The sequence below is a fragment of the Ramlibacter sp. GS1-15 genome, assembly GCF_057785015.1.
In genome coordinates this window covers 811,646-837,026 of sequence record NZ_JBYNTU010000001.1, presented here as the reverse complement: position 1 = coordinate 837,026, position 25,381 = coordinate 811,646, and the positions used below count along the sequence as shown (strand labels likewise).

Genomic DNA, 25,381 nt, shown 5'->3' with positions numbered 1-25,381 from the left:
GTCTAGTGCTCCGTCCGCGTGACGAGGATCGCGCGGAAATCATTGACGTTGGTGCGCGTCGGTCCGGTCACGACCGAATCGCCCAGCGCTTCGAAGAAGGAATGCGCGTCGTTGGCGGCGAGCGCCCGTTCGGCCGACACGCCCAGCGCCTGGGCACGCCGCAAGGTGAGCGGGCCGGCATAGGCGCCCGCGATCTCCTCGATGCCGTCGACACCGTCGGTGTCGGCCGCCAGTGCATGGATGCGCGCATCGCCGTGCAAGGCGAGAGCGAGCGACAGCAGGAATTCGACGTTGCGCCCGCCCCGCCCCGGGCCGCGCACGGTCACCGTCGTCTCGCCGCCGGACAGCAGCACGCACGGCAAGTCGAACGGCGCCTGGCCGCGCGCCGCGTGCAGCGCGATGCCCGCCATCGCCTTGGCGACTTCGCGCGCCTCGCCCTCGATCGCATCGCCGAGGATCACCGGCGTGATGCCTGCACGGCGTGCGTGATCGGCTGCGGCTTCCAGCGCGGCGAGCGGCGTGGCGAGCATGCGCAGCTCGCTGCGCGCCAGCCGCGGGTCGCCCGGCTTCACCGATTCGCCTTCGCCGGATTCGAGCAGCGCCAGCACCTCGCGCGGCGCCTCGATGCGATAGCGCGCGAGCACCGCGAGGGCGTCGGCACAGGTGGTCGGATCGGCGACGGTCGGACCCGAGCCGATGTCGGCCGGCACGTCGCCCGGCACATCGGAGATGAGGAGCGTGACCACGCGCGCCGGATGGCAGGCCGCGGCCAGCCGCCCGCCCTTGATCGCGGAGAGGTGCCGGCGCACGCAGTTGATCTCGGCGATGCTCGCGCCGCTGCGCAGCAGCGCCCGGCCGAGCTCCTGCTTCTGCGTCAGCGTCACGGGCGCCAGCGGCAGGGGCAGCAGCGACGATGCGCCGCCGGAAAGCAGGCAGATCACCAGGTCTTCGGACGTGAGGCCTTTCACGAGGTCGAGCATGCGCGCGGCGGCGCGCGCGCCCGCTTCGTCCGGCACGGGATGCGCGGCCTCGACGATTTCGATGCGCTCGCAGGGTTCGCCGTAGCCGTAGCGCGTGACGACCAGGCCCGTGAGCGGCGATGGCCAGTGCGCCTCGAACTCGCGCGCCATCGCGGCCGAGGCCTTGCCGGCGCCGATCACGATGGTGCGCCCGCGCCGCGGCGGCTCGGGCAGCGCGCCCGCGATCAGGCGCTGCGGCTGTGCGGCCGCCACCGCCGCCTCGAACAACCCGGTGAGCAGCTGCTTCACGCCTTCGCGCCGATCTCGAAGTTGGAGAGCTTTTCCAGCGCGCGCACCACCGCCGAATGGTCCCAGCCCGACCCGCCATGGGCCGCGCAGGCGTTGAACAGTTCCTGCGTGGTCGCGGTGTTGGGCAGCGCGACGCCGAGCTGGCGCGCGGCACCGAGCGCGAGGTTCAGGTCCTTCTGGTGCAGCTGGATGCGAAAGCCCGGCTCGAACGTGCGCTTGACCATGCGCTCGCCGTGCACCTCGAGCACGCGCGACGCGGCGAAGCCGCCCATCAGCGCTTCACGCACGCGGGCCGGGTCGGCGCCCGCGCGGGCCGCGAAGAGCAGCGCCTCGGCCACGGCTTCGATGTTCAGCGCCACGATGATCTGGTTGGCCACCTTCGCGGTCTGCCCGTCGCCGTTGCCGCCGACCAGGCTGATGTTGCGACCCATCTTCTCGAACAGCGGCTTGACGCGCTCGAACACGGCCGCGTCCCCGCCGACCATGATCGACAGCGTGGCGTTGCGCGCGCCCACTTCGCCACCGGAGACCGGTGCGTCGAGGTAGGCGCAGCCCAGCTCGCCGATGCGGCGCGCGAACTCCTTGGTGGCGACGGGCGAGATGGAGCTCATGTCCACCACCACCTTGCCGCGCGAAAGGCCGGCCGCGACGCCCTGCTCGGCGAACAGCACCTGCTCCACGTCGGGCGTGTCGGGCACCATCACGATGACGATGTCCGCGCTCTCGGCCACCGCCCGGCCGGAGGTGCATTGTTTGGCCGAGGTCGAGGCGATCTGCTCGGGCATAGCCCCGTGCGTGTGCACGAAGAGCTGGTGCCCGGCGTCGATCAGGTGGCGGCACATGGGCGCGCCCATGATGCCCAGGCCGATGAAGCCGATCTTCTGCGGCTCGTGTGTCATGTCATTGCTCCACTTCTTCGAGGTCGTGTTCCACCATCGCCGAAAGCCACAGGAACGATTCCTCCGTGGACAGCGTGGTGGGCTTGTATTCGCATCCCACCCAGCCCTCGTAGCCGATGCGGTCGAGGTGCCGGAACAGGAAGGCGTAATTGATCTCGCCGGTGCCGGGCTCGCCGCGGCCCGGGTTGTCGGCGATCTGCACGTGCGCGATGCGCGGCAGGTGCTTCGCGAGCCGGTTGGCGATCTCGCCTTCCATGCGCTGCGCGTGGTAGATGTCGTACTGCAGGTAGATGTTGCGCGATCCCGCGTCGTCGATCAGCGCGAGCGCATCGTCGGTGGTGCTCACCACGAAGCCCGGGATGTCGAAGGTGTTGATCGGCTCGACCAGCAGCCGCAGGCCCGCGCCTTCGAGCCGGTCGGCGGCGTAGCGCAGGTTGGCGATCAGCGTGGCGCGCAGCTCGCCGCCGCCCACGCCCGCCGGCGCCTTGCCGCACAGGCAATTGAGCTGGTGCACGCCCAACCTGGTGGCGTATTGCACGGCGCGCTCGACGCCGGCGCGGAACTCCTGCACTCGCGCCGGATGGCAGGCGATGCCCCGCTCACCCGCGGCCCAGTCGCCGGCGGGCAGGTTGTGCAGCACGAGCTGCAGGCCGTTGTCCTCCAGGCGCGCGCGGATGTCTTCCGGGGCGTGGTCGTAGGGGAAGAGGAACTCCACCGCGCGGAAGCCCGCGCGTGCGGCGCGCTCGAAGCGCTCGAGGAACGGCACCTCCGTGAACAGCATGGAGAGGTTGGCGGCGAATTTCGGCATGACGGTCCTTGCGTTCAGGCGGCGAGGGAATCGACTTCAGGCACCGGCTCGAATTCGGCGACGGCATCGATCTCCGCGCCCATCGAGATGTTGGTGACGCGCTCGAGCACGACCTCGATCACCACCGGCACCTCGTGTTCCGCCATCCAGGCCTGCGCCTGGCGGATGGCCGGGGCAAGCTCCTCCGGCCGGTGCACGCGCACGGCCTTGCAGCCCAGGCCTTCAACCACCTTCACGTGGTCCACGCCGTAGCCGCGCGCGGGCTCGTCGTCTGGCATGTTGAGGTTGTCGAACGACAGCTGCACGCAGTAGTCCATCGAGAAGCCGCGCTGCGCCTGGCGGATGAGGCCCAGGTAGCTGTTGTTCACCACGATGTGCAGGTAAGGCAGGCGGAACTGCGCGCCCACGGCCAGCTCCTCCAGCATGAACTGGAAGTCGTAGTCACCCGAGATCGCGACGATGGGCCGCTGCGGGTCGGCGGCGCGCACGCCCAGCGCGGCGGGGATGGTCCATCCGAGCGGCCCGGCCTGGCCGCAGTTGATCCACTGCCGCGGGCCGTACACGTGCAGGAACTGCGCGGCCGCGATCTGCGACAGGCCGATCGTGGTCACATAGGTCACGTCGCGCCCGAACGCCTCGTTCATCTGCTGGTACACGCGCTGCGGCTTCATCGGCACGTTGTCCAGGTCGCTGCGGCGGCCGAAGCGCGGATCGCGCTTGCGCTGCGCGCACTCGGCGGCCCAGGCCGACCGGTCGCGCAACTTGCCGGCCGCCTTCCATTCGCGCGCGACCTCGACGAACAGGTCGAGCGCGGCCTTCGCATCGGAGACGATGCCGTAGTCCGGCGCAAACACGCGGCCGATCTGCGTCGGCTCGATGTCCACGTGCACGAACTTGCGGCCCTTGCAGTACACCTCGGGCGAGCCGGTGTGGCGGTTCGCCCAGCGGTTGCCGATGCCCAGCACGAAGTCGCTCGCGAGCATGGTCGCATTGCCGTAACGGTGCGAGGTCTGCAGGCCGCACATGCCGGCCATCAGCGCGTGGTCGTCGGGGATCGCGCCCCACCCCATCAGCGTCGGGATCACCGGGATGCCGCAGGTTTCGGCGAAGGCGACCAGCTGATCCGACGCGTCGGCGTTGATGATGCCGCCGCCCGCGACGATGAGCGGGCGCTCGGCGGTGTTCATCATCGCCAGCGCGTGCTCGACCTGCGCCCGCGTGGCGGCCGGCTTGTAGATCGGCAGCGGCTCGTAGGTCTCGATGTCGAATTCGATCTCCGCCATCTGCACGTCGATCGGCAGGTCGATCAGCACCGGGCCCGGGCGGCCCGAGCGCATCAGGTGGAAGGCCTGCTGGAACACGCGCGGCACCAGCGCCGGCTCCATCACGGTGACGGCCATCTTGGTCACGGGCTTGGCGATGGACGCGATGTCCACCGCCTGGAAATCTTCCTTGTTCAGGCGCGCGCGCGGCGCCTGGCCGGTGATGCACAGGATGGGAATGGAATCGGCGCTGGCCGAGTACAGCCCGGTGATCATGTCCGTGCCAGCCGGGCCCGACGTGCCGATGCACACCCCGATGTTGCCGGCCCTGGCGCGCGTGTAGCCCTCGGCCATGTGCGAGGCGCCTTCGACGTGCCGCGCGAGCACGTGCGAGATCGTCGCGCGCTCGCGCAGTTGCGCGTACAGCGGGTTGATGGCCGCGCCCGGCACACCGAAGGCCTGCGTGATGCCTTCGCGTTCCATGACCAGCACGGCGGCCATCGCTGCTTTCATTCGTGCCATTCGTTTCGCTCCTTGTGTTGGGAGCGATTCTTCCGGCGCAGCGCGCGCAAGGGAACGCCAGTCGCGGCGATATGAACTATTCGCGCGCGGAATGGCGCCACCACTCGCCTTCGAAGCGGCCGCTCAGGAAGGCGATGAAGGCCTGCACTTTCGCGGGCACGAGCTTCGGCGAGGGATAGACGGCGTGGATTTCCTGCTCGGGCAGGCTGTGGCCCGGCAGCACGGGCACCAGCGATCCGTCCGCGAGCGAATCGGAGGCGATGTACCAGGGCAGCGCGGCGATGCCCATGTGCTGGCGCGCGGCTGCGTGCACCGCGGCGAGGTTGTTCGAGCGCAGCTTGGCATGCACGAGCACGCTTTCGATGGTGGCGCCGGGCGTGTGCACGCGCCACAGGTCGTGGCCCTGCACGCTGCTGTAGATGAGCGTCGGGTGCTGGGACAGTTCCGCCGCGGTTTGCGGCGCGCCGTGTTCGCGCAGGTACTGGGGCGACGCGACGATCAGCCAGCTGTTCACGCCGAGGAAGCGCGCCCCCAGGCTGGAATCGGCGAGCTTGCCGAGCCGCACCGCGACGTCGATGCCTTGCGCGACGAGGTCGGTGTAGCGGTCCTCGAACGAGAGGTCCACCTGCACCTGCGGGTGCTGCGCCATGAACTCCAGCGCCAGCGGCACGACGACGCGGCGGCCGAAGGCGACCGAGCTGCCGATGCGCAGCAGTCCCTGCGCCTGCGTCTGGCGCTGCTGCACGACGCCGTCGGCTTCCTCGACATCGCGCAGGATCGCCTTGCACCTTTCGTAGAAGAGCGCACCGGCTTCGGTGAGGCTCGCACCGCGCGTGTTGCGGTTGAGCAGCCGCGCCTTCAGCCGGTCTTCGAGCAGCGCCACCTGCTTGGTAGCCGTCGATTGCGTGATCGAGAACTCGCGCGCGGCCTGCGAGAAGCTGCCCGTCTCGACGACGCGCACGAACACCTCCATGGCCTGCAGGCGGTCCACGGCGTCACCGTTCTCGCGGGGCGCGGTCGCGCGGCTGGCTCGACGAGCGCAGGTAGTCCATCGCGGCCACCGTGCCGCTTTCGCGCAGGCGCACGCCCGCGAGCTGCAGGCCCATCTCGCAGCCCGACAAGGTGGCCATCAGCGAGAGGTCGCTGCATTCGCCCAGGTGCCCGATGCGGAACATGCGGCCCTTCATCTTGCCCAGGCCCATGCCCAGCGACATGTCGAAATGGCGGTACACCAGCTGGCGCACTTCATCGGCATTCACGCCCTCCGGCGTCATCACGCCCGTGAGCACCGGCGAGTGCACGGCCGGGTCCACGCACTGGATCTCCAGGCCCCACGCGCGCACCGCGCGGCGGCACGCCTCGGCCAGGCGCGCGTGGCGTGCGAACACGTTGGGCAGCCCTTCCTCCAGCAGCATCTCGACGGCTTCGTGCAGCGCGTACAGCAGGTTGGTGTTGGGCGTGTACGGCCAGTAGCCGGTGCGGTTGGACTCGGTGATCTCGTCCCAGGCCCAGAAGGCCTTCGGCAGTTTCGCGGCCTTGCTCGCTTCGATGGCCTTGGGCGACACGGCGTTGAAGCTGATCCCCGGCGGCAGCATCAGGCCCTTCTGCGATCCGCTGACGGTGACGTCCACACCCCATTCGTCGTGGCGGTAGTCGGCGCAGGCCAGGCCCGAGATGGTGTCGACCATGAAGAGGGCCGGATGCCCCGCGGCGTCGATCGCGCGGCGCACGGCGGCGATGTCCGACGTGACGCCGGTGGACGTCTCGTTGTGCACCACGCACACGGCCTTGATCTCGCGCTTCGTGTCGGCCTTCAGGCGCTGCTCGATCATGTCCGCCTGCACGCCGCGGCGCCAGCCCTCGATGCCCGGCAGGCCCAGGAACTCCGGCTGCAGCCCGAGGCGCAGGGCCATCTTGTTCCACAGCGTCGCGAAGTGGCCGGTCTCGTACATCAGCACCTTGTCGCCGGGGCTCAAGGTGTTGGCCAGCGCCGCCTCCCACGCACCGGTGCCCGAGGCCGGATAGATCACGACGGGGTGCCTGGTCTGGAAGATCTTCGCGATGCCCTGCAGCACCGAGCGGCCGAGCGCGCCGAACTCCGGCCCGCGGTGGTCGATGGTCGGATACGACATCGCGCGCAGCAGGCGGTCGGGCACGGGGCTGGGGCCGGGGATCTGCAGGAAGTGGCGGCCCGCGGGATGGAAGTCGAGTTGCAGCATGGTGGTTGTCTCCTCCGGTGAAGGGCGGTATATGAATGGGCGCCGCATGCCGCGGCGCGGAGGCAGGGGTGGCCCGGATCAGGCCTTGAAGATCGCTTCGAGGTCGGCTTCGCCGTTGCTGTTGTCCAGCTTCAGGCTGCCTTCGATGTGGTCCAGGTGGTCCAGCATCAATTTCTCGGCGCGCGCGCGGTCCTTCTTGGCCACCGCCTCCGCGATCTTCTGGTGCTCGTCGTTGCGGCAGCTCTGCGCCGTGGGCGCGTCGTACAGGAAGATCGTCAGGCACGTGAGCATGCACAGCTCGCGCATGCTGCGCGCCAGCGCCGAATTGCCTGCGAGTTCCGCCACCAGCGTGTGGAACTCGCCCGACAGGCGGATCACCGCGCGCTTGTCGTTGCGGCGATGCGCGTCCGCTTCCAGCTCGTTGTGCTGGCGCAGGCGGCTCACCTTCTCGGGCGTGAGCGTGTCGATCAGGCGGCCCAGCACCGCCGGCTCGATCAGGCGCCGCGCCTCGAACACGTCACGCGCCTGCTCGATGGTGGGTTTGGCGACGTACGCGCCGCGCTGCGGGAACAGCTCCACGATCTGCTCGTGCGCCAGGCGGGCCAGCACCTCGCGGATGCGCGCGCGGCTCACGCCGAAGATGTCGGCCATGCGCTCCTCGCCCAGCTTGGTGCCGGGCTGCAGGCGGTGCTCGAGGATGGCGACGTAGATCCGCTCGTAGATCTCGTCGACGCTCTTCTCGCGTTCGTTGCGGGGGGCTGCGTTCTTGCGCGATGCGGCGGGCATGGATGGGGGGTGACTGCGGTCGCGGTCGATTGTATCGACCGGGTGCGCATGCGAATGCGCGTGGTCGCGATGGCCTTTCAATTCCATTGGAACATCTCCCCCCAGCCTTCGACGGCGGCTGGCGATGCGCCCGCGGCGCGCAACAGGCCCCACACCGTGGTGCTCACGGTGTCCAGCAGCGGCACGTTGAGCGAGCGCTCGATCTCGCCCGCGAGCGGCGCCGCGCGCAGGTTGGTGCAGAAGGTGGTGATCGCCTGCGGCGAGGCCTGCGCCACTTCGCCGATCAATTCGCGCAGGCGGGGCGGCGGCACCAAGGCGAATTCGTGGTTGACGCTGATGTCCAGGTGGCGCTCCGCCACGACCTCGATGCCCTGCTGCGCATAGTTGCGCACGATGCGCTCCTGCACGTCGGCCGTGTAGGGCGTGACGAGGCCGAGCCGGCGGACGTCGCGCAGCGCCAGCAATTCATTGAGCGCGAGCACCGCGGTGGTCGCGGGAATGCCGGTGCGCTCTCGGATGCGCTCGCACAGCCGCCAATCGGCGTCGAACCCCAGCCAGCCCGACGAGGTGCCGCTCCAGCCGATCGCATCGACCTTGGCATCGGCCAGCAGGTCGGCGGCGGCCAGGATGTGGGTGTCGTCGAACTGGCCGAGCGCGCGGGCGCTGAGCGAGATCTCCGTCACCTTGAAGCGCGAGAAGTGCGCGCTGGCGCCGGGCACGGTGGCAACGATAGCGCTGGTCAGAGGCTCCAGCGCAGTGTTGGACGAGGGGGTCAGGACCCCCAGCCGGATCGGGCGGGTCGTGGTCTGCATGGAGCGGAGTATGGACCAGAAACGATCGTTGTGTTCGACAATTTACACGCTTGTTTGTCGACATTGGTGTAAACACTGACGGAATTCTGTCGCCGATCGCCGATAGTGAGCCCCGAGGTCCGGTCCGGCCGGCGTCCGCCGAGCTGGTCCGGTTGTTGCAGGACCGAAGGAAGTAGACCGAATGAAGCGCGATTCGCACCGAACACGATTGTCGACAATGATGTATGCACAAAGGCAGGTAATTTGCCGCACCGGGAGAGTGCGGCGGGGGGCGGCCGGTGGCTGAGCCGCAGTTCGACCTGGTGGTCCGCAACGCCCTGGTCGCCACCGCTGCCGACACCTTCCACGCCGACATCGGCGTGCGCGGCGGCCGCGTCACCCAGCTGGGCGAGGCCCTGCCCGCCGGCGCGCGCGAGATCGACGCGGCGGGCCGCGTCGTGACGCCGGGCGGGGTCGATGCGCATTGCCACCTGGACCAGCCGATGGAGCCGCCGGTGCGCATGGCCGACGACTTCACCACGGGCACGCGCTCGGCCGCCTGCGGCGGCACGACGACGGTGATCCCTTTCGCCGCGCAGGCCAAGGGCCAGTCGCTGCGCGCCGCCGTGCTCGATTACCACCACCGCTCCGAGGGCCGCGCACACGTCGACTACGCGTTCCACCTGATCGTGAGCGATCCCACGCCGCAGGTGCTGCGCGAGGAGCTGCCGGCGCTCATCGCCGAGGGCTACACGTCGTTCAAGATCTACATGACCTACGACGACCTCAAGCTGGGCGACGGCGAGATCCTCGACGTGCTGGATGTCGCGCGCAGCCACGGCGCGATGGCCATGGTGCATGCCGAGAACGCCGACTGCATCGAATGGCTCACGCGCCGGCTGGAAGCCGCGGGCCGCACCGCGCCGCGCTTTCACGCGCACGCGCGGCCGATGCTGGTCGAGCGCGAGGCGACGCACCGCGCCATCGCGCTGTCGCAGCTGGTCGACGTGCCCATCCTCATCGTGCACGTCTCGGGCCGCGAAGCCGTGGAGCAGATCCGCTGGGCGCGCGGCCACGGCCTGCAGGTCTATGCGGAGACCTGTCCGCAGTACCTGTTCCTCACCGCCGAGGACCTCGGCATCGACGACAGCTACCACGGCGCACGCTGCGTGTGCAGCCCGCCGCCGCGCGACGCTTCCAACCAGGAAGTGATCTGGGACGGCCTGGCCGACGGCCTCTTCACCGTGTTCTCGTCGGACCACGCGCCCTTCAAGTACGACGCACCCGAAGGCAAGAAGCCCGGCGGCGAGGAAGTCGCGTTCCGCCACATCCCCAACGGCATCCCGGGCCTGGAGACGCGCATGCCGCTGCTCTATTCGGAAGGCGTGCTGGGCGGGCGCATCTCGCTGAACAAGTTCGTCGAGCTCACCGCCACCAATCCGGCCAAGGCCTACGGCCTGCACCCGCGCAAGGGAACGATCGCCGTCGGCGCCGACGCCGACCTCGTGATCTGGCAGGAAGGCGAGCGCACGATCCGCAACGCCGACCTGCATCACGCGGTCGACTACACGCCCTACGAAGGCCGCACCCTGCGCGCCTGGCCGGCACTCACGCTGTCGCGCGGCGAGGTGGTGTGGGACGGCCGCGAGTTCACCGGGCGCGCGGGCCACGGCCGCTTCCTGCGCTGCGGCGCGCCCACCTTGCAGCCGCGCCGCGGCGGGAGCACGCGATGAAGCTGCTGCTGATCAATCCCAACATCTCCGAGAGCGTGTCCGAGCTGATCCGGCAGGAAGCGATGCGCAGCGCCTCGGCCGACACGCAGGTGCAGGTCGTGACGGCGCGCTTCGGCGTCGCCTACATCGAGACGCGCTTCGAGTCGCTGGTCGGCGCTTACGCCACGGCCGAACTGGCGGCCGAGCATTGCGCGAATGCCGACGCCGTGGTGGTCGCCGCCTTCGGCGACCCGGGCCTCGCGGGCCTGCGCGAAGTGCTGCCGGTGCCCGTCACGGGCCTGACCGAAGCGGCGCTCGCCAGCGCGCACCTGCTCGGCCACCGCTTCTCGATCATCGCGATCTCGCAACGCATCCAGGCGTGGTACCGCGAAGTCGTCGACAGCTACGGCTTCGGCGCGCGCCTGGCGAGCATTCGTGCGCTGGACCGCCCGCTCTCGAGCATCGGCGGCATCCAGCAGGAACACGCCGATGCGTTGAAGGCGCTGGCCGAACGCGCGGTGCGCGAGGACGGCGCCGAGGCGATCGTGCTCGCCGGCGCGCCGCTCGCCGGCCTGGCGCGCGCGATCAAGGGCGAATTGCCCGTGCCCGTGGTCGACGGCGTTTCCAGCGCCGTGCGCCATGCCGAGAGCCTCGTGGCGCTGCAACCGGGGCGAGCGCGCCTCGGAAGCTTCGCGCCGCCCCCCCTCAAACCCAACCAGGGCCTGTCGCCCGCGCTGCAGAAGCTGCTCGCGGCCGGCCACCCATCCCACTGAACCGAATACCGGAGATATCCCCTTGAGCTCGATCCCCCTGAACCCGGCCGCCGCGGCCACAGCCTCCCCAGCGCAGACCAAGGTGCGCTGGAAGATCTTCCTGATGATGCTGCTGCTCATCTCGATCAACTACATCGACCGCGCGTCGCTGTCGGTGGCGATGCCGCTGATCGCGAAGGAGTTCGACATCGGCCCCGCCGTGCAAGGGCTGCTGCTCTCGTCCTTCTTCTGGACCTATGCCTTCATGCAGATTCCCGGCGGCATGCTGGCCGACAAGTACGGTCCGCGCTCGGTGATCGCCGGCGCGACGCTCGGCTGGGGCTTCTTCCAGGCGATCGCCGCCGTCTGCACCGGCTGGATGAGCCTGCTGGTCACGCGGCTGGGCCTGGGCGCCGCCGAAGCGCCGATCTACCCGGCCGGCGGCAAGCTCAATGGCATCTGGATGACGCAGAACGAGCGCGGCCGCGGCGCCACCCTGCTCGATGGCGGCGCACCGCTGGGCGCGGCGCTCGGCGCGCTGATCATCGCGGGCCTCATCGCCCACTTCGACTCCTGGCGCACGTCCTTCGTGGTGGCCGGCGTCGGCACCATGGTCGCGGGCTTCTTCGCCTGGTGGTACATCCGCAACCACCCGCGCCAGCACCCGGGCGTGAACGAGGCGGAGGCCTCCTACATCGAGGCATCGCACGCAGCCGACCACGCGGCCGAACCGGCCAACGCGAGCGGCAAGGTGCTGGACTTCTTCAAGTACCGCTCGGTGTGGGGCATGTTCTTCGGCTGGATGTGCTTCAACGCGCTGTTCTACGGCCTGCTGACCTGGATGCCGACCTACCTGTCCAAGGTGCACGGCCTGGACATCAAGCAGATGGGCGGCGCCGTGTTCATCATGTTCTTCTCCGGCTTCGTCGGCGAGATGGTGGGCGGCTGGATCGCCGACAAGTGGAAGGCCGCCGGCGCCTCGCAGTCGCGCGTGCTGCGCACCCTGTTCGGCATCGCCTCGGTGATCGCCACCATCGCCATCTACAACGTGGCGCGCTTCAAGGACCCGGTCACCGTGGTCGTGCTGCTGTCGGTCACGCTGTTCTTCCTGCGCTGGTGCGGCCTGTTCTGGTGCATCCCCTCGATCCTGGGCACGCGCAACCGCGTCGGCTTCCTGGGCGGCACGATGAACCTGGGCGGCAACTGCGCCGGCATCGGCGTGCCGATCCTGGTCGGCGTGATCGTGCAGGCCACCGGCTCCTATGACCTCGCCCTGATGCTGTTCGCTGCCGCGGGCGCGGGCCTGTTCGTGTGTTCCACCCTGCTGATCGACTACAGCCGCAAGCTGCCGGTCTGAGGCGCCATCCCTTTCCACCCACCTCGCTCGAAAGGAGCTTCTCCATGAAGTTGCAACACCTGATCGCCGCCGCCCTTGCGGCAGCGGCGCTGGCCGGCGCACCCGCGCATGCGCAGGACCGCATCAAGTTCAAGGCCATCGGCCAGCCGTTGGCCACGGGCCTGATCCAGAAGAACAAGGAGCAGCCCTTCTTCGAGCACTTCGCCGAGAAGACGGGCCTGCCGATCGACGTCGACTACAAACCGATCGACACGCTGGGCCTGAAGGACACCGAGCAGTTGCGCGTGATGAAGGCGGGCCTGTTCGACATCGTGTCGCTGCGTGTCTCGCAGAACTCGCGCGACGAGCCGACCATCCTGGGGCTGGACCTGGTGGGTGCCTCGCCCGATTACGCCACGGGCCGCAAGGTGGCGAAGGCCTACTTCGACACGATCGACGCGCGCCTGCAGCAGCAGTTCCAGGTCAAGCTGCTGGGCGTGTGGCCCTTCGGCCCGCAGATCCTGTTCTGCAACAAGCCCATCGCCAAGCTCGCCGACATCAAGGGCATGAAGGTGCGCGTATACGACCAGAACCTCGCCAAGTTCATCGAGCTGGTGGGCGGCACGCCGGTGCCGATCTCCTTCGCCGACACGCACCAGTCGCTGTCGCTGGGGATGGTCGATTGCGCGATCACCGGTCCCAGCTCGGCGAACTCGGCGGGCTGGCCTGAAGTGACGACGCACCAGATGCCGATCGCGTTCCAGATGGCGCTGAACGGTTACGGCATCTCGCTGAAGGCGTGGAACCGCCTCAAGCCCGACCAGCAGGCGAAGCTGAAGGCCGCGTTCGACGGCCTGACCGAGGAGATCTGGAAGTATTCGGAAGAACTGTTCCAGGACGCGCTGAACTGCAACGCCGGCAAGGAACCCTGCACGACGGGCAAGAAGTTCAAGCTCACGACCGTGGCGCCGGCCGCCTCCGACATGGAGCTGGTGCATGGCGCGGTGAAGAAGGTGTCGCTGCCGGCCTGGACCGAGGTGTGCGACAAGTCCAACCCCGAGTGCTCGAAGAAGTGGATGGCCACGGTCGGACCCGTGCTGGGGGTCAAATGAGCTCAGTCGTCGGGCACGACAACCTGATGGCGCGCGCCGCGAGCGCCGATTCGCGCAAGCTCTCTGCGAAGGAGCGGATCGAATCGGCCCTGGCCACCGTCTTCGGCGTCATCTTCCTCGGGCTGGCCGCCTGGGTGACGGTCGAAACCCTTTCGCGCAAGCTGTTCAACTTCTCGCTGCAGGGCGCGGATGAACTCGGCGGCTACGCACTGGCGGTGGGCTCCACCATCGCCTTCAGCCTGGCGCTGATGGGCCGCAACCACATCCGCGTGGACGTGTTCCACGAGAAGCTGTCCCCGCGCGCGCAGGCCGTGATCAACTGGATCTCGATCATGTCGCTCGCGGTGTTCGCCGTCTTCATCGCCTGGGTGGCCGAGAAGGTGATCGCCGACACGATGCAGTACCACAGCACGGCGCAGACGCCCTGGGCCACGCCGCTGATCTGGCCGCAAGGCGTCTGGTACGCGGGCCTCGTGATCTTCGCGCTGCTCTGTTGTGCCTACGCCCTGCGCGGCACGAGCCTGCTGTTCGGGGGGCAGATCGACACCATCAACCGCGACTTCCATCCCAAGAGCGCGAAAGAAGAACTCAAGGAAGAACTGGACGACCTGGCGCAGCGCCAGGCCGCCGAAGGAGCACAACGATGAACATCGGCATGATCTCGCTCGCGTTCTTCGCGATGCTGGGCATGATGTTGCTGGGCATGCCCATCGCCACCTCGATGGCGGCGATCGGCGTGATCGGCGGCATCGCCGCCTACGGGACGCCCTTCCTCGATTCGATCGCGCCGGTGGTGTGGGGCGTGCAGAACGACAGCCTGCTCACCTCGGTGCCGCTGTTCGTGCTGCTGGGCGAGCTGCTGCTGCGCTCGGGCATCGCGGACCGGATGTACGTCGCGCTGTCGGCGTGGCTGGGGCGCCTGCCCGGCGGCCTGCTGCACACCAACATCGGCAGCTGCGCGCTGTTCGCGGCGACCTCGGGATCGTCGGTGGCCACGGCGGCGACCATCGGCACGGTGGCCCTGCCCTCGCTGCAGAAACGCGGCTACCCGATGCGTGCCTCGCTCGGGTCGCTCGCGGCCGGCGGCACGCTGGGCATCCTGATCCCGCCCTCGGTCAACATGATCGTGTACGGCTCGCTCACGAACAACTCGATCGGCAAGCTGTTCATCGCCGGCATCATCCCGGGCCTGCTGCTCACCGGCTGCTTCATGCTGTACATCTACCTGTCGAACGTGCTGGGCGGCAAGCCCATCCGCGAACCGGTGGTGCCGCTTGACGAGCGCATTCGCACGCTGTCGTACCTCGTGCCGCCGCTGATCGTCTTCGGCATCGTGATGGGCAGCCTGTACTTCGGCATCGCAACGGCGACCGAAAGCGCGGCACTGGGCGTGATGGCGGCCCTCTTCTTCGTGTGGCAGTCGGGCAAGATGTCGTGGGAGGTGATGCGCACCTGCTTCATCTCCACGGCGCGCGTGAGCGGGATGATCCTGCTGATCATCACGGCGGCCTTCATCCTGAACCTCACCATCAGCCTGACCGGCGTGGCCGAGGCGATGACGAAGTGGGTGGCGGGCCTGGGCCTGTCGGCAACGGGGTTGATCCTCGCGTTGATCGTCTTTTATCTGATCCTGGGCATGTTCATGGACGTGCTTTCGATGCAGGTCGCCACGATCCCGATCACCTACCCGATCGCCACCGCGCTGGGCGTGGACCCGATCTGGTACGGCATCTTCATCGTGCTGATGTGCGAGCTGGGCCTGATCACGCCGCCGGTGGGCATGAACCTGTTCGTCGTCCATGGCATCCGCCCCGACAAGGGCGGCATCGAGGACGCGATCTGGGGTGCACTGCCTTATGCCGTGATCATGATCCTGTTCACGCTGTTGCTGATGGCCGTCCCGGCGCTGGTGACCTGGTTGCCGGCGCACATGTGATGACGGAAATCTGGCGACTTTCCGCTTCGCAGCTCGCGCGCCGTTATCGCGACGGCAGCGTGAGCCCGGTCGAGGCCGTGCGGGCGGGCCTCGCGCGCCTCGAAGCGGTGAACCCGAAGCTCAACGCGGTGATCGCGCGGCGCGACGACGCGGCGCTGGCCGAGGCGCGCGCCTCGCAGCAGCGCCACGCGAGCGGCCGCGCGCTGTCGCCGCTCGACGGCGTTCCGTTCACCGTGAAGGACAGCCTGTACACGCGTGACCTGCCCACGACCTGGGGCACGCGTGCGCTGCGCGACTGGTGCACCGGCGAGGACGAATTCTCGGTGGCGCGTGCGCGCGCCGCCGGCGCCATCGTCCTCGGCAAGACCAACGTGCCGGAGTTCGCGCTCGAGGGCTACACGGCGAACCCGATCTTCGGCGTCACGGGCAACCCGTGGAACCCGGCGCTCACGCCCGGCGGCTCCAGCGGCGGCGCCGTTGCCTGCGTCGCGTCGGGCATCGCGCCGCTCGCGATCGCGCAGGACGGCGGCGGCTCGATCCGGCGGCCCGCGTCGCACGCGGGCGTCGTCGGGCTCAAGCCGTCGCTCGCCATCGTGCCGCGCGAGCATGTGCTGCCCAGCCTGCTGCTGGACTTCGAAGTGATCGGGCCGCTCGCGCGCACGGTCGCCGATGCGCGCCTGCTGTTCGAGGTGATGCGCGGCCCGCACCCGGTGGACCGGCTTTCACTCGCGGCGGCGTATGCAGCATCGCAGCCGCAGCGGAACACGCCGCTCAACATCCTGTACGTGGAGCGCTTCGGCGATGCGCCGCTCGATCCGCAGATCGCCGCGAGCGTGCGGGCCGCGGTGGAAAAGCTCGCCGCGCTCGGCCATCGCGTCGAGGAGGGCCCGCTGCCGCTGGACCTGGGCTTCTATACGGAAGCCTGGCCGCAGATCGGGCAGATCGGACTGGCCCGCCTGTTCGACGCGCATCCCGACTGGGCCGCGCAGGCCTCGCCGAAATACCTGGAGATGGCCGAACAGGGGCGCAAACTGCCCGCTGCGCGCCTGTGGCAGATCGTGGAACAGGTGCGGCAATTGCGCCGTGCCAGCGCGAGGCTGTTCGAGGGCATCGACGCGATCGTCACGCCCTCCGCCGCGGCCCTGCCCTGGCCCGCCGCCGAGGCCTATCCGCCGGTGATCGACGGCAAGGCTGTCGATCCCCGCGGCCACGCCGTGTACACCGGCTGGGTGAATGCCGCGGGCCTGCCGGGTCTGGCGCTGCCCTGTGCGCCGTCGAGGGAAGGGCTGCCGATCGGCATGCAGGTCGTCGGCCCCTTTGGCGCCGACGATCTCCTGCTGCGTCTCGGTGAAGAGTTCGAGGCGATCCAACCCTGGGCCGATCGCTGGCCCGAGTTCCGGACGACGCCATGATCGGCGGGATCCCCATCGACTTCGTCCTCTTCGCGCTCACGCTGCTGGGCGTGGCGGTGTTCCATCACCACACGCTCTACGTGGCCGTGACGGGGATGATCGTCATCGGCCTGTACAAGATCCTGTTCGGCGACTTCGCCGGCGTGCCGGGAGTCTCCGGGCTCGCCGCCCTCTTCGCGCACGAGTGGGTCACGCTCGCCAACCTGCTGGGCCTGCTGCTCGGGTTCGCGCTGCTGGCCGATCATTTCGAGCGCAGCCGCATCACCGACCTGCTGCCGCGCGTGCTGCCCGACGACTGGAAAGGCGGCTTCGTGCTGCTGGGCCTGATCGCGGTCATCTCCAGCTTCCTCGACAACATCGCGGCCGCCATGATCGGCGGCGCGATGGCGCACACGCTGTACCGCGGCCGGCTCCACGTCGGCTTCCTCGCCGCGATCGTCGCGGCCAGCAACGCGGGCGGCGCGGGCAGCGTCGTGGGCGACACGACGACGACCATGATGTGGATCGCCGGCGTGCGGCCGGGGCAGGTCGCCGAAGCGATGATCGGCGCGGTGGTCGCGCTCTCGTTCTTCGGCATCGTCGCCGCGCGCCAGCAGCAGGCGTATCAACCGATCGCTCGCGACAACCCGCCGAACGTGGTGCTGGATTTCCGTCGCCTGGCCATCGTCGCTCTCATGCTGGCCGCGGCGATCGCGGCGAACGTGTACTTCAACCTGCGGCATCCGCAGGTGCTCACCGAATGGCCCGTCATCGGGCTGGCGGTCTGGGCCGCGCTGTTGCTCACCGCCGGCTGGCGCGCGCCGACGTGGAGCCTCATGCCCGGCGCGCTGCGCGGATCGCTGTTCCTGCTGTCGCTGGTGTTCTGCGCCGCGATGATGCCGGTGAAGGCGCTCCCCGCGGCGTCGTGGCCCGCGTCCTTCGGCCTCGGATTCGTGAGCGCGGTGTTCGACAACATCCCGCTCACGGCGCTGGCGCTGCGCCAGGGCGGCTACGACTGGGGCTTCCTGGCCTTCTCGGTCGGCTTCGGCGGCTCGATGATCTGGTTCGGCTCGTCGGCGGGTGTCGCGCTGTGCACCATGTACCCGCAGGGCCGTTCCGTCGCCGCCTGGCTCAAATGCGGCTGGCATGTGGCCATCGCCTACGTGCTCGGCTTCACGGCGATGCTGCTCGCCCTCGGATGGGCACCCGACTGATGAAACACTCCATGAACCTTCTTTCCCGCCGCTGGCTGGCGCGATTTGCCGTGCTGGCGCTGGCCTGGGCCGGCGCGCAGGCCGAGCCCCTGCGCATCGCGGGCAACTTTCCCGCAGCTCACTCCAGCAGCGTCGCCATGGCGCAATTCAAGGCCGACGTGGACAAGGGCTCGCAGGGCCAGCTGTCCGTCGAACTGTTTCCGGGCATGCAGATGGGCGGCGCCCAGGACAACGTGGAGCAGGTGCGCAAGGGCGAGCTGTTCATGACCTGGGTGTCCACCGCCTACCTGTCGCGCACCGTGCCCGAGCTGGCCGTGCTGGGCATCCCCTTTCTCTTCTCGGATCGCGCCCATGCGTTCAAGGTGGTGGACGGCGAGCTGGGGGGCCTGCTGGCTGACCGCATGGCCGGCCAGGGGCTGCAGCTGCTGGGCTTCATGGAGCTCGGGCCGCGCCAGCTCACCAGCCGCAGGCCGGTGCGCAGCCTGGCCGACCTGAAGGGGCTGAAGATCCGGCTGCAGCCCGACCCGATCCACCTGGCGACCTTCCGGGCCCTGGGGGCCGAGCCCGTGACCCTGGACATCAAGGAGGTCTACGGCGCCCTGCAAGGCGGCCAGCTCGATGCCCAGGAAAACCCGTTCGCCGTGATCCGCGACCGCAACTTCGACCAGGTGCAGCGGCACCTGGCCAACACGTCGCACTTCTTCGACTTCGTCGTGCTGGTGGCCAACAAGCGCCGCTACGACGCCCTCGCGGCATCGCAGCGCCAATTGATCAAGGCCGCCGCCGACAAGGCCGTCCTCGCCCAACGCACCGCGGCGGCGGGCGAGGACATGGGCGCCATCGTCGAACTGGGCAAGCGCGGCATGCAGTTCGAACCGGTACGCCCCTCGTTCCGCAACGACATGCTCAAGGCCACCGAAGGGGTGGTGGACCTGGTCCGCCAGAAGGTCGGCAAGGAGCTGGTGGATGCCACGCTTCGCGCGGCCCATTGAGCCGACTGCCCTCAGAATACGATCCCTATGACACCTTCTGCAGCCAAACTTTCCGAGGCGCTCGCCAGCGCCCGCCAGCACGGCGCCGTGCTCGACGCGCGCGAATTCGCCACCGCGCTCGACGATGCGGCGCAGGCCTACGACGTGCAAGCCGAGGTCTTCGCGCGCACCCACGAGCTGCCGCCGGGCGTGCCGCTGTACTGGAAATCCGGCGGCCCCTCGCGCTCGCAGCCCCTGACCCACGCGCCCCTGCCCCCGCGCGGCGTGCGCGAAGCTCCCGCCGCCTATGCGGCCCGCACGCTGCGCACGCCACTGTGGATCGAGGCGGAGGTCGCGTTGCGCCTGCGCGGCCCGATCACGCCGCAGCAGTGCGCGCGACTCGGCAACGAGGAAGCGCTCGCGTACGTGGAGGCCATGGCCGTGTCGATCGAGCTCGTGGCCTCGCGCTGGGTGCAGGCCCTGGAAGCGCCGGCGTTGCTCAAGCTCGCGGACCTGCAGTCGCACGAGGGGCTGGTACTCGGCCACTTCATTCCCTTCCAGGCGCGCGACTGGGCGAAGCAGTCGTGCCTGGTGGAAGTGAACGGGCAGGAGGTGCACCGCTCCACCGGCTCGCACCTGCTGGGCGAGCCGACCTGGGTGCTGCCGACGTGGCTGCGTCACGTCACGCGGTCCGGCGATTCCCTGCCCGCGGGCACGATCGTCACGACGGGCACCTGGTGCGGCGCGCTGCCCGTGAAGGCAGGCGACCGGCTGCGGGTGGCGTTCGACGGCATCGGCGAAGCAACTGTGCAGTTCTGACGCGCGGTACAGTGAGGGCCATGTCCGCATCAGGCGACTGGCCCGCGTTGCCGCTCGAGGCGTGGGAGCCCACCTACCTCACCGTCCACCGTTTCACGCAGGTGCTGGGCAAGCTCTGCCTCGCGTTCGCGCCGTCGCAGAACCACTGGTGGCACACCACGCTCGCCGTCACCTCGCGCGGGCTCGCGACGCCGGCGCTCGCGCAAGGGTCGCGCGTGTTCAGCCTCACGCTGGACTTCTGCGCGCATCGCCTGAACGTGCACTGCGCCGACGGTACGGAGACGGGCTTCGCCTTGCGGCCGATGGCCGTGGCCGACTTCCATGCAGGGACGCTCGAGTGCCTGGCCTCCATCGGTGTGCAGGCGAAGTTCAATCCGGTGCCGTCCGAAGTCAGCGATCGCACACCGCTCGATGAAGACCGGCATCACGCGTCCTACGACCGCGACGCCGTCACGCGCCTGCATCGCATCCTCATGCAGGTGGACCGCGTGTTCCGCATCCATCGCGGCCGCTTCGTCGGCAAGAGCAGCCCGTCGCATTTCTTCTGGGGCGCATTCGACCTCGCGGTATCGCGCTTCTGCGGGCGTCCCAACCCGAATCCGCCGCAGGACGCGGTACTGGCCGAGGCGTATTCGCACGAAGTGATTTCGCACGGCTTCTGGCCGGGCGGCGACTGGCCGGGCGGACCGCGCGTGCCGCAGGCGATCTTCTATGCCTACGTCGTGCCCGCGGCGCAGGGGCTGGCAGACAAGCGCATCGAGCCTGCCGCCGCACGCTTCGACGCGACGCTGGGCGAGTTCGTGCTGCCTTACGAGGCCGTGCGCACCAGCGCCGACCCGCAGGCCACCTTGCTCGCGTTCATGGAGAGTACCTACCGCGCCGCTGCGACATTGCGCGAATGGGACGCCGCGCAGCTCGAGCGATAGCCCGTCAGTCGATCACCAGGTCCACCGTGGCCACTTCCGCCAGGTCGATGGTCGAGGTGGCGGTGAGCGTCACGAAGATGGGCAGCTGGGTCGGGCCGGTGAAGGTCGTGTCCAGCACCACGCGCGAGGGACTCAGGTCCAGCTGCGTGATGGTCACGCCTTGCACGATGACGGTCGTGCCGGACGCGAACAAGGGACTTCCGTTGACGCTGAAGGCCCATTGCACGGGCTCGTTCGCATCCAGCTCGAGCGACTGGCCGGCCAGGATCGACAGGCTGACCGCCTGGCCCGGCACGATCGCGGGCCGCGGTTGGCCCTCCACCAGCACGCCGAGCTGCAGGGAAGACCTGACTTCGCCGTCGCCGCCTCCGCATCCGGCCAGGACGGCCGCCAGTGAGGCGATGGCAAGCAGCCTGAAGGCCGCGATCCGGGATGGCATGACGGGCTCCTAGAGGACATTCGTATGTTCATGGAGCGGGCTGCCCGCCGGGGTGCGCCACGGTTGCAGACGCTACGGCGCGTAACGATACGGCGTCGCGCCGGGGCCGCGACAGCCGCCGCAACAGCGGCTGCTCGACGAACGCATAGGCCGCGCACCCGAGCACGATCGTGGCCGCCAGCACGATGAGGTAGATCGCTTCGCGCGGCAGCGCCGAGTACACGCCGGCCTTCATCGCGGCCTTGAGCAGCAGTCCCGAGAACGATTCGTGCACCAGGTAGATCGTGTACGAGGCGTTGCCGACATAGACCAGCCACGCGGGGCAGTGCAGCCATCCGCGTGCCTCGATGCGCCCGACCCCGGCGACCACCAGTGCCAGTCCCGCGACCAGCAGGAAGGGCCACAGCACGTGGTCCAGGTTGTCGAAGGTGGCCGACACGAGCAGGATCGCCGCGCCGATCACCAGGGCCGCGACACCGGTGCGCATCCGCTTGTAGAGCAGGTACGCGCCCATGCCGAAGAAGAACCACAGGTTACACAACGCGGTGTAGGCGCTCAGCGGGGTCGGCGGCGCGGCGTTGATGTGGTGGAACAGGGCCAGGCACAACGCGGCCCACGCCACGAACGCGACCAACCCGATCCGCCGGTTCAGGATCAGCAGCATGAACAGCGCGTAGAACGCGACCTCGTGGAAGAGCGACCACGCCACGGGCAGGGGCGGCTCGACGGCGGAGAAGCGGACCAGCGAAATCGTGCCGGCGATGTCGGCGAGGCCCGTGGGCACCTTCGCCACGGTTCCGCCGAAGAGCACGAAGGCCGCCGCAAAGAGCGCGGTGTACAGCCAGTAGACCGGGTAGAGCCGCACGAAGCGCCGCCTGGCGAATTCGCGCCAGCGCGCGGGGCGCCCGATGTCCTTCTCGTGCGCGAACAGGATGATGAACCCGGACAGGACGAAGAAGAAATCCACGCCCAGGTTGCCGCGCGAGATGTACGCGTCGAAAACGGCGTTGCCGCCATAGCGCGGCTCGCCCATCATGCCGGAAAGATGGAACGCGACGACCGCCGTGGCGGCGATCGCACGTCCCGCCTGCAAGGAATTCAGCAATTGAGGCTCCTGATTCTCGAGAGCCCCCTCCCATCGACCAGGCGCCATTCTGTCCGAGTGGCTCAACGCGACCGGGCAACCGCTTGCAAGCTAGCGTGACCGCGTGCAAGGCCGATCACTTGCCGCCGTAGTGGGCGCACAAGCGCTCGACCAGGTCCTTCGCATACGCGGGCAGCGCCTCGCGGTCGCGCATGAGGATGTAGCGCTCACGCACGCGCCAGGCATCGGTGAGCTCGATCTGCGCGAGTTTCATCGCCTGCAGGTTGCGGCGCGCCGCGCTCTCCGGGACGATCGCCACGCCGACGCCGCCGCCCACCATGCGGCACATCGCATCGAAACTGCCCAACTGGATGCGCAGGCGCATCGGCTTGCCCGCCTTGTCGGCCTGGCGCTCGAGAAAGCTCTGCAAGGTGCTGCCGTGATGCATGCCGACCATGTCCTCGCCCAGGGTCTCGGCAAACGCGATGCGCTTGCGTTTCGCGAACCGGTGGTCGCGCGCCGTCACGAGCACGAGCCGGTCGGTGCTGAAGTGAAGGGACTGCAGGCCCAGCGTGTCGATCTCGCCGGCAACGATGCCGATGTCGGCGCGGCCGTCGTGCACGCCCCGCGCGATCTCCGCGTTCGGTTTTTCCTGAAGGTCCACGTTCACGCGCGGATTGGCCGCGAGGAACCCCGGCAGGATCTCGGGCAGGAAATCCGTGACGGCCGTGGTGTTGGCGAAGACCCGCACGTGCCCGCGCAGGCCGCCGCCATACTCGTGCAGGTCGCGCCTGAGCTTCTCGGTTTCACGCAGCACCTCGCGGGCGTGGTGCAGGAAGGCTTCTCCCGGGGGCGTGAGCCGCACGCCCCGGGCTTCGCGGAAGAGCAGCGGCAGCCCGGCCTGCGCCTCCAGCGACTTGATGCGCGCGCTGGCCGCGGCCAGCGACAGGTGCTGGCGCGTCGCCGCGCGCGTGAGGTTGCCCTCCTCGGCCACGAGCAGGAACAGGCGCAGGTCCGTCAGGTCGAATTGCATGAAGCCGCAAGCCTTCGGAATCTCCGAAGGCTGGTTTCCGGATTCGCGCATTGTGCCTTGGCGTGAATCGCGCGACCATCGCGCCCATGCCCGACACCCCCCCTTCCCTGCAGGCCTGGGTCGGCCGCACCGAGACCCTGCACGACGACATCACGGCCGCGCCGCTGCGCGCGCTCGCGGCCACGCTGGACCGCAAGGATCCGCTTCCCGCGAAGGCAACGCCGGTCCCGCCGCTGGCGCACTGGCTGTACTTCCTGCCCGCCGCCCGCGCCAGCGAGATCGGCCCGGACGGCCATCCGAAGCGCGGCGGCTTCCTGCCGCCGGTGCCGCTGCCGCGCCGCATGTGGGCGGGCGGACGGCTCGAATGGAACAGCGCGAACCCGCTGCGCGTCGGCGAGGCGGCCACGCGCACGTCGCGCATCGCATCGGTCTCGCACAAGAGCGGGCGCAGCGGCGAGCTGGTGTTCGTCACGGTCGTTCACGAATTGCGCAATGCGCAGGGCGTGGCGCTGACCGAGGAACACGACATCGTCTACCGCGACGCGCCCCGGCCGGGCGAGGCGCCGGCCGCCCCCGTGGCCGCGCCGAAAGACGCGCAGTGGCAGCGCGAGCTCGTGCCCGACGACGTGCTGCTGTTCCGCTATTCCGCGCTCACCTTCAACGGCCACCGCATCCACTACGACCGCCGGTACGTGACCGAAGTCGAAGGCTACCCGGGCCTCATCGTGCACGGGCCATTGATCGCGACCTTGCTCGTGGACCTGGTGCGGCGCGAATTGCCGGATGCGCGGATCAAGCGCTTCGAGTTCAAGGCGATCCGCCCGACGTTCGACGGCCACCCGATGCGCGTGCGCGGCAGGCGGGACGGCCACACCATCGCCCTGTGGGCGCAAGACCATGAAGGCTGGCTGACGATGAAGGCCAGCGCGGAGATCGAGGCATGAAACACGAGACGGACAAATACCAGGACATCCGCGATGCGGTGCGCGACCTGTGCGCGCAGTTCCCCGACGAATACCACCGCAAGATCGACGAGCAGCGCGCCTATCCCGAGGCGTTCGTCGACGCGCTGACGAAGGCCGGCTGGATGGCCGCGATGATCCCGCAGGAATACGGCGGCTCGGGCCTGGGCCTTTCGGAAGCGACGGTGATCATGGAAGAGATCAACCGCGCCGGCGGCAACTCGGGCGCGTGCCACGGCCAGATGTACAACATGGGCACGCTGCTGCGCCACGGCTCGGAGGCGCAGAAGAAGAAGTACCTGCCCAGGATCGCGTCGGGCGAGTGGCGGCTGCAGTCCATGGGCGTGACCGAGCCCACCACCGGCACGGACACCACCAAGATCAAGACCACCGCCGTGAAGAAGGGCGACCGCTACGTCGTCAACGGCCAGAAGGTGTGGATCTCGCGCATCCAGCACTCGGACTTCATGATCCTGCTCGCGCGCACGACGCCGCTGGCCGAGGTGAAGAAAAAGAGCGAAGGCATGTCGATCTTCATGGTCGACCTGCGCGAATCCATCGGCCACGGCATGACCGTGCGGCCGATCCCGAACATGGTCAACCACGAGACCAACGAGCTGTTCTTCGAGAACCTGGAAATCCCCGCGGAGAACCTGATCGGCCAGGAAGGCCAGGGCTTCAAGTACATCCTCGACGGGCTGAACGCCGAGCGCACGCTGATCGCCGCCGAGTGCATCGGCGACGGCTACTGGTTCATCGACCGCGTGACGCGTTACGTGAAGGACCGCGTCGTGTTCGGCCGCCCCATCGGGCAGAACCAGGGCGTGCAGTTCCCGATCGCGGAAAGCTACGTCGAGGTCGAAGCCGCCAACCTGATGCGCTGGGAAGCCTGCCGCCGGTTCGATGCGCACGAGCCCTGCGGCACGCAGGCCAACATGGCGAAGTACCTGGCCGCCAAGGCGAGCTGGGAAGCGGCCAATGCCTGCCTGCAGTTCCACGGCGGCTTCGGCTTCGCGGCCGAATACGACGTGGAGCGCAAGTTCCGCGAGACGCGGCTGTATCAGGTGGCGCCTATCTCGACCAACCTGATCCTGTCGTACGTGGCGGAACACGTGCTCGGCCTGCCCCGCTCTTTCTAG

At 68.9% G+C, this 25,381-nt stretch carries 24 protein-coding genes; 13 read left to right on the top strand and 11 right to left on the bottom strand.

The annotated features are described in order from the left end of the window. Positions 1-2 precede the first annotated feature (2 nt). The 8 genes from AC3EF3_RS04120 to AC3EF3_RS04085 all read right to left on the bottom strand — a co-directional run bounded on the left by AC3EF3_RS04120 (position 3) and on the right by AC3EF3_RS04085 (position 8,576). Complete coding sequence (locus AC3EF3_RS04120) at positions 3-1,268, bottom strand: glycerate kinase type-2 family protein (RefSeq protein WP_488530882.1); 1,266 nt, start codon at positions 1,266-1,268, stop codon at positions 3-5. Further along, positions 1,265-2,167 (bottom strand): 2-hydroxy-3-oxopropionate reductase, encoded by a 903-nt coding sequence (gene glxR, locus AC3EF3_RS04115; RefSeq protein ID WP_488530881.1) that lies wholly within the window; start codon positions 2,165-2,167, stop codon positions 1,265-1,267. Before glxR ends, AC3EF3_RS04120 begins: the two co-directional genes overlap by 4 nt. A gap of 1 nt (position 2,168) precedes the next feature. Further along, positions 2,169-2,975 carry a hydroxypyruvate isomerase gene (hyi, locus tag AC3EF3_RS04110; protein ID WP_488530880.1) on the bottom strand — a complete coding sequence of 269 codons (807 nt, stop codon included), beginning with the start codon at positions 2,973-2,975 and terminating at the stop codon, positions 2,169-2,171. Between the two features lie 14 nt (positions 2,976-2,989). Beyond that, complete coding sequence (gene gcl / locus AC3EF3_RS04105) at positions 2,990-4,759, bottom strand: glyoxylate carboligase (protein WP_488530879.1); 1,770 nt, start codon at positions 4,757-4,759, stop codon at positions 2,990-2,992. A 76-nt stretch (positions 4,760-4,835) separates the two neighbouring features. Beyond that, the gene (locus AC3EF3_RS04100; RefSeq protein ID WP_488530878.1) at positions 4,836-5,750 is read right to left on the bottom strand and encodes a LysR family transcriptional regulator; all 915 of its coding nucleotides are present in this window, start codon (positions 5,748-5,750) and stop codon (positions 4,836-4,838) included. A gap of 4 nt (positions 5,751-5,754) precedes the next feature. After that, positions 5,755-6,978 carry a pyridoxal-phosphate-dependent aminotransferase family protein gene (locus AC3EF3_RS04095; protein ID WP_488530877.1) on the bottom strand — a complete coding sequence of 408 codons (1,224 nt, stop codon included), beginning with the start codon at positions 6,976-6,978 and terminating at the stop codon, positions 5,755-5,757. A gap of 78 nt (positions 6,979-7,056) precedes the next feature. Next, positions 7,057-7,764 carry a GntR family transcriptional regulator gene (locus AC3EF3_RS04090; protein ID WP_488533733.1) on the bottom strand — a complete coding sequence of 236 codons (708 nt, stop codon included), beginning with the start codon at positions 7,762-7,764 and terminating at the stop codon, positions 7,057-7,059. A 77-nt stretch (positions 7,765-7,841) separates the two neighbouring features. Continuing rightward, positions 7,842-8,576 carry a maleate cis-trans isomerase family protein gene (locus AC3EF3_RS04085; protein ID WP_488530876.1) on the bottom strand — a complete coding sequence of 245 codons (735 nt, stop codon included), beginning with the start codon at positions 8,574-8,576 and terminating at the stop codon, positions 7,842-7,844. 278 nt (positions 8,577-8,854) lie between these two features. On the opposite strand from AC3EF3_RS04085, the gene hydA reads away from it, so the two are divergent. From hydA to AC3EF3_RS04030, 11 genes are all read left to right on the top strand, one after another. Next, positions 8,855-10,288, top strand: coding sequence for a dihydropyrimidinase (gene hydA / locus AC3EF3_RS04080; protein WP_488530875.1), 1,434 nt, complete (start codon positions 8,855-8,857; stop codon positions 10,286-10,288). Further along, positions 10,285-11,040: an aspartate/glutamate racemase family protein gene (locus AC3EF3_RS04075; RefSeq protein ID WP_488530874.1), complete on the top strand. Its 756-nt coding sequence runs from the start codon at positions 10,285-10,287 to the stop codon at positions 11,038-11,040. The genes hydA and AC3EF3_RS04075 overlap by 4 nt, the downstream gene beginning before the upstream one ends. Positions 11,041-11,143: 103 nt before the next feature. Beyond that, on the top strand, positions 11,144-12,376 hold the full coding sequence (locus AC3EF3_RS04070) for an MFS transporter (protein WP_488533732.1): 1,233 nt from the start codon (positions 11,144-11,146) through the stop codon (positions 12,374-12,376). Positions 12,377-12,420: 44 nt separating this feature from the next. Next, entirely contained in the window at positions 12,421-13,467 is a 1,047-nt protein-coding gene (locus tag AC3EF3_RS04065; protein WP_488530873.1) for a TRAP transporter substrate-binding protein, read from the top strand. After that, positions 13,464-14,114 (top strand): TRAP transporter small permease subunit, encoded by a 651-nt coding sequence (locus AC3EF3_RS04060; RefSeq protein WP_488530872.1) that lies wholly within the window; start codon positions 13,464-13,466, stop codon positions 14,112-14,114. The genes AC3EF3_RS04065 and AC3EF3_RS04060 overlap by 4 nt, the downstream gene beginning before the upstream one ends. Continuing rightward, positions 14,111-15,403 carry a TRAP transporter large permease gene (locus tag AC3EF3_RS04055; protein WP_488530871.1) on the top strand — a complete coding sequence of 431 codons (1,293 nt, stop codon included), beginning with the start codon at positions 14,111-14,113 and terminating at the stop codon, positions 15,401-15,403. The genes AC3EF3_RS04060 and AC3EF3_RS04055 overlap by 4 nt, the downstream gene beginning before the upstream one ends. Further along, positions 15,403-16,815 (top strand): amidase, encoded by a 1,413-nt coding sequence (locus AC3EF3_RS04050; protein WP_488530870.1) that lies wholly within the window; start codon positions 15,403-15,405, stop codon positions 16,813-16,815. The genes AC3EF3_RS04055 and AC3EF3_RS04050 overlap by 1 nt, the downstream gene beginning before the upstream one ends. Beyond that, entirely contained in the window at positions 16,812-18,008 is a 1,197-nt protein-coding gene (locus AC3EF3_RS04045) for a citrate transporter (RefSeq protein WP_488530869.1), read from the top strand. Before AC3EF3_RS04050 ends, AC3EF3_RS04045 begins: the two co-directional genes overlap by 4 nt. Before the next feature lie 11 nt (positions 18,009-18,019). Beyond that, a complete protein-coding gene (locus tag AC3EF3_RS04040; protein ID WP_488530868.1) occupies positions 18,020-19,000 on the top strand; it encodes a TRAP transporter substrate-binding protein in 981 nt (326 codons plus the stop codon). A 27-nt stretch (positions 19,001-19,027) separates the two neighbouring features. Beyond that, complete coding sequence (locus tag AC3EF3_RS04035; RefSeq protein ID WP_488530867.1) at positions 19,028-19,798, top strand: fumarylacetoacetate hydrolase family protein; 771 nt, start codon at positions 19,028-19,030, stop codon at positions 19,796-19,798. 20 nt (positions 19,799-19,818) lie between these two features. Further along, the gene (locus tag AC3EF3_RS04030; RefSeq protein WP_488530866.1) at positions 19,819-20,724 is read left to right on the top strand and encodes a DUF5996 family protein; all 906 of its coding nucleotides are present in this window, start codon (positions 19,819-19,821) and stop codon (positions 20,722-20,724) included. 4 nt (positions 20,725-20,728) lie between these two features. Here the strand turns inward: AC3EF3_RS04030 and AC3EF3_RS04025 are convergent, their stop codons facing one another. The 3 genes from AC3EF3_RS04025 to AC3EF3_RS04015 form a co-directional block, all read right to left on the bottom strand. Then, positions 20,729-21,163, bottom strand: coding sequence for a hypothetical protein (locus AC3EF3_RS04025; protein WP_488530865.1), 435 nt, complete (start codon positions 21,161-21,163; stop codon positions 20,729-20,731). Between the two features lie 28 nt (positions 21,164-21,191). After that, positions 21,192-22,268, bottom strand: a complete 1,077-nt coding sequence (locus tag AC3EF3_RS04020) for an acyltransferase family protein (protein WP_488530864.1) — start codon at positions 22,266-22,268, stop codon at positions 21,192-21,194. A gap of 115 nt (positions 22,269-22,383) precedes the next feature. Further along, a complete protein-coding gene (locus AC3EF3_RS04015) occupies positions 22,384-23,280 on the bottom strand; it encodes a LysR substrate-binding domain-containing protein (RefSeq protein WP_488530863.1) in 897 nt (298 codons plus the stop codon). An 86-nt stretch (positions 23,281-23,366) separates the two neighbouring features. Between AC3EF3_RS04015 and AC3EF3_RS04010 the strand changes: the two genes are divergently transcribed. Together AC3EF3_RS04010 and AC3EF3_RS04005 are read left to right on the top strand one after the other, a co-directional pair. Beyond that, positions 23,367-24,224, top strand: coding sequence for an HTD2 family dehydratase (locus AC3EF3_RS04010; protein WP_488530862.1), 858 nt, complete (start codon positions 23,367-23,369; stop codon positions 24,222-24,224). Further along, the gene (locus tag AC3EF3_RS04005; RefSeq protein WP_488530861.1) at positions 24,221-25,381 is read left to right on the top strand and encodes an acyl-CoA dehydrogenase family protein; all 1,161 of its coding nucleotides are present in this window, start codon (positions 24,221-24,223) and stop codon (positions 25,379-25,381) included. Before AC3EF3_RS04010 ends, AC3EF3_RS04005 begins: the two co-directional genes overlap by 4 nt.

Coding starts and splice junctions, on each gene's coding strand:
- AC3EF3_RS04025 (WP_488530865.1), bottom strand. CDS start 21,163: ATGCCATCCCGGATCGCGGCCTTCAGGCTGCTTGCCATCGCCTCACTG.
- gcl (WP_488530879.1), bottom strand. CDS start 4,759: ATGGCACGAATGAAAGCAGCGATGGCCGCCGTGCTGGTCATGGAACGC.
- AC3EF3_RS04005 (WP_488530861.1), top strand. CDS start 24,221: ATGAAACACGAGACGGACAAATACCAGGACATCCGCGATGCGGTGCGC.
- AC3EF3_RS04085 (WP_488530876.1), bottom strand. CDS start 8,576: ATGCAGACCACGACCCGCCCGATCCGGCTGGGGGTCCTGACCCCCTCG.
- AC3EF3_RS04030 (WP_488530866.1), top strand. CDS start 19,819: ATGTCCGCATCAGGCGACTGGCCCGCGTTGCCGCTCGAGGCGTGGGAG.
- AC3EF3_RS04060 (WP_488530872.1), top strand. CDS start 13,464: ATGAGCTCAGTCGTCGGGCACGACAACCTGATGGCGCGCGCCGCGAGC.
- glxR (WP_488530881.1), bottom strand. CDS start 2,167: ATGACACACGAGCCGCAGAAGATCGGCTTCATCGGCCTGGGCATCATG.
- AC3EF3_RS04055 (WP_488530871.1), top strand. CDS start 14,111: ATGAACATCGGCATGATCTCGCTCGCGTTCTTCGCGATGCTGGGCATG.
- AC3EF3_RS04095 (WP_488530877.1), bottom strand. CDS start 6,978: ATGCTGCAACTCGACTTCCATCCCGCGGGCCGCCACTTCCTGCAGATC.
- AC3EF3_RS04010 (WP_488530862.1), top strand. CDS start 23,367: ATGCCCGACACCCCCCCTTCCCTGCAGGCCTGGGTCGGCCGCACCGAG.
- AC3EF3_RS04075 (WP_488530874.1), top strand. CDS start 10,285: ATGAAGCTGCTGCTGATCAATCCCAACATCTCCGAGAGCGTGTCCGAG.
- AC3EF3_RS04090 (WP_488533733.1), bottom strand. CDS start 7,764: ATGCCCGCCGCATCGCGCAAGAACGCAGCCCCCCGCAACGAACGCGAG.
- AC3EF3_RS04015 (WP_488530863.1), bottom strand. CDS start 23,280: ATGCAATTCGACCTGACGGACCTGCGCCTGTTCCTGCTCGTGGCCGAG.
- AC3EF3_RS04070 (WP_488533732.1), top strand. CDS start 11,144: ATGATGCTGCTGCTCATCTCGATCAACTACATCGACCGCGCGTCGCTG.
- AC3EF3_RS04040 (WP_488530868.1), top strand. CDS start 18,020: ATGAACCTTCTTTCCCGCCGCTGGCTGGCGCGATTTGCCGTGCTGGCG.
- AC3EF3_RS04065 (WP_488530873.1), top strand. CDS start 12,421: ATGAAGTTGCAACACCTGATCGCCGCCGCCCTTGCGGCAGCGGCGCTG.
- AC3EF3_RS04035 (WP_488530867.1), top strand. CDS start 19,028: ATGACACCTTCTGCAGCCAAACTTTCCGAGGCGCTCGCCAGCGCCCGC.
- hyi (WP_488530880.1), bottom strand. CDS start 2,975: ATGCCGAAATTCGCCGCCAACCTCTCCATGCTGTTCACGGAGGTGCCG.
- AC3EF3_RS04045 (WP_488530869.1), top strand. CDS start 16,812: ATGATCGGCGGGATCCCCATCGACTTCGTCCTCTTCGCGCTCACGCTG.
- AC3EF3_RS04050 (WP_488530870.1), top strand. CDS start 15,403: ATGACGGAAATCTGGCGACTTTCCGCTTCGCAGCTCGCGCGCCGTTAT.